Raw genomic sequence first — 2,320 nt, forward strand, 5'->3', positions numbered from 1 at the left:
CTTTGGGATTTTCACGCTTGATTGCGCTTATGAATTACTTTCACGGTGCAGTTCCTATCCCCCTACAAATGCAAGATTTCCTATTTTCTGCTGCCTAGAGTGACAGAAGAGCGTTAAGGTGAATGGCACTGACTTAAGCCAAAATTCCGTAGGCTGGTTTTCGTTCCTTAATCCAGTAACTCTTATAGGGCGTTAGCTTTCACTATCGTTCAACCTAACCTACAGATAAAGTCTGTCTCCCACTCACGACAATCTTTTGTCTTGATAAGCAACTTCAATGATTCTCTTAAGCATTACATCGGCTGCTCCATAAACATCATTTACTCCTTGATATTTTTCTGCTGGTTGCAATCCTTTAATTCGAGCTTTTTCTAAAAAATACTTGTATTGTCCTGAAGTAAATAAATATATTTCATCCTCGAATACTTTAAATGTTTTCTTTTGTTTCGGTTCAAAATATATTAATGAAAGAGCTAACCATTTTTTTGCGTCAACTATAGCTTCCTCTATAGCATCCATGTTGCTTTCAATACCTGAAAGAGTTAGAAGTGTTGCCAAGCTTTGAATAGCTCCGCCATATATATTTCTGAGTTCGCTTTTAAGCCAAATTTCATTCTCTCGTTTGGTTTGATAATAATTAGAAATGAGAGAAGTGAGTGAAGTAGCAATCACAGTAGAAATAGCAGTAATAGAAGTAACAAATACCCCAAGAAGTACAGGATTATTTAGTTGCATCATTTTTTCAAACCTTTTTTGGCGAAGTAATAAGCACTATTTCAAGTACATCGTACACCTTAAACTTCTCAGCGATACTCCGAGTGCTTCCTCTACATTCTCCCAAATACTAAACACTGAAATATGGCATTACCCTTCACCTGCGGCATCAAAACCAGAACCGGGCGTTTCTAGTGAATTTTAGCGTGCAATAACTTATCAAATAAATCCTAATAGAAAAAGCTGATACACCCTGTTATTCTAACAGCCAGTCAAATACATCTTCTACGGTTAGCTGTAGTTCACTAGCAAATGAAGGAACGGGAAGTTGCTGTTCTGGCTGGTCAAAAACCTCTGGTTGTTGCTTTGATTGGTAAACGAAAATCGTCTGCTCATTTGGGTCGATTAGTCAACTTATTTGCGTTTCATGGTTAAGACTATGCAGGATTTTTTTCGTGAATTTTGTAGCGCTTTTGTCGGGAGATAAGATTTCAATTATCCAATCAGGAGCCGCTTGAAATATATTTGCTACACCACCATTTTCTTTACGGGGAATTCTCTCCCACGTAAATACTGCTACATCTGGCACAATTGACCGTCCACCAAACGTACACCGCAGTTCTGGAAATGCTCGTGCAAGTTTTTGGGGCTTAACAACAGCATTAACAGCAATAATTAGTTCACCTTGGAGGGTACTATGTTCTCCCTGCGGCATTGGCTTTTGAATAATCTGACTATCAACGTACTCGCTGGCGGGTTCAGTTTCTGGTAGAGCCAAAAACTCTTCTAAAGTAAGAGGTTTAGCGGGTGTTTGTACCATTTGAGGTTACTCCCATTTATGCTGAATGCAAATATAGCTACGCAGGGTGAGCCTTACCTACCAAAACCATTGAGACTGATCGTTACCTATCCTCAACTTACCCGCCGTAACCAGCCAAATACATGCTCAACTGTCAATTCTAATGGGATATCTTGGGGGACAGGCAAGCGATCGCTATCTCTCAGCAATGCCATCCGAGTATCTGACCACAGCACAATAATCACTCGTTCTGTCGGATCGATCAGCCACCCTAAGTGAGTTCCTTCTTGCAGGCAGGTTTGAATTTTAGCAATCAATTTAGTGGTGCTTTGGTCAGGCGAGAGGATTTCAATCATCCAATCAGGCGCACCTTCAACAGCAATATTCTCAGAAGGGACTCGATCTTGGTGGATAACTGTAATATCAGGAACGACAGAATTGCCACTCAGGGTACAGCGTAGCTCAGGAAAAGCTTCATAGGGTGAGTCCGCTTGGTCAATTGCAGCCGTCAGGCGTTTCTGCAAAATGCTGTGGAAAGCTGTGGGCATAGGTTTTTGGTTTGCTTGTCCGTCCACTAACTCCCAAGCTGGCGACTCCTCAATATTGGGCAGTTTCAGGAAGTCTTGCAGTGCGAGGCGTTGCGTAGTGGTAGCCATCAAGATTCGTAAAATCGCTTGTTACTTAGCAGTTAAAGCTAGGGCGTGTCATCAATTAAGCCAAATGACAGAAGCAGCCAGATAAATTGCACCCAAAAAATTGGTAGCGCGTTTATCGTAGCGCGTCGCAATCGCTCGATACTGCTTGAGT

2 protein-coding genes and 2 pseudogenes are annotated in these 2,320 nt (G+C 41.6%); all 4 read right to left on the bottom strand.

The window, feature by feature from the left end:
• Nucleotides 1–243: 243 nt before the first annotated feature.
• Nucleotides 244–738: a hypothetical protein gene (locus H6F50_RS26175; protein ID WP_190430960.1), complete on the bottom strand. Its 495-nt coding sequence runs from the start codon at nucleotides 736–738 to the stop codon at nucleotides 244–246.
• A 232-nt stretch (nucleotides 739–970) separates the two neighbouring features.
• Nucleotides 971–1,534 (bottom strand): annotated as a pseudogene (locus tag H6F50_RS26180) (Uma2 family endonuclease).
• Nucleotides 1,535–1,626: 92 nt separating this feature from the next.
• On the bottom strand, nucleotides 1,627–2,169 hold the full coding sequence (locus tag H6F50_RS26185) for a Uma2 family endonuclease (protein ID WP_190430961.1): 543 nt from the start codon (nucleotides 2,167–2,169) through the stop codon (nucleotides 1,627–1,629).
• 51 nt (nucleotides 2,170–2,220) lie between these two features.
• Nucleotides 2,221–2,320, bottom strand: a pseudogene (locus H6F50_RS26190) (IS5/IS1182 family transposase); the annotation flags it as partial.

The sequence above is a fragment of the Coleofasciculus sp. FACHB-712 genome (assembly GCF_014695635.1).
In the GTDB taxonomy this organism is placed as follows: domain Bacteria; phylum Cyanobacteriota; class Cyanobacteriia; order Cyanobacteriales; family FACHB-T130; genus FACHB-T130.

Bases quoted from the DNA above. Each gene is read 5' to 3' on its own strand.
- H6F50_RS26175 (WP_190430960.1), bottom strand. From the start codon at position 738: ATGATGCAACTAAATAATCCTGTACTTCTTGGGGTATTTGTTACTTCT.
- H6F50_RS26185 (WP_190430961.1), bottom strand. From the start codon at position 2,169: ATGGCTACCACTACGCAACGCCTCGCACTGCAAGACTTCCTGAAACTG.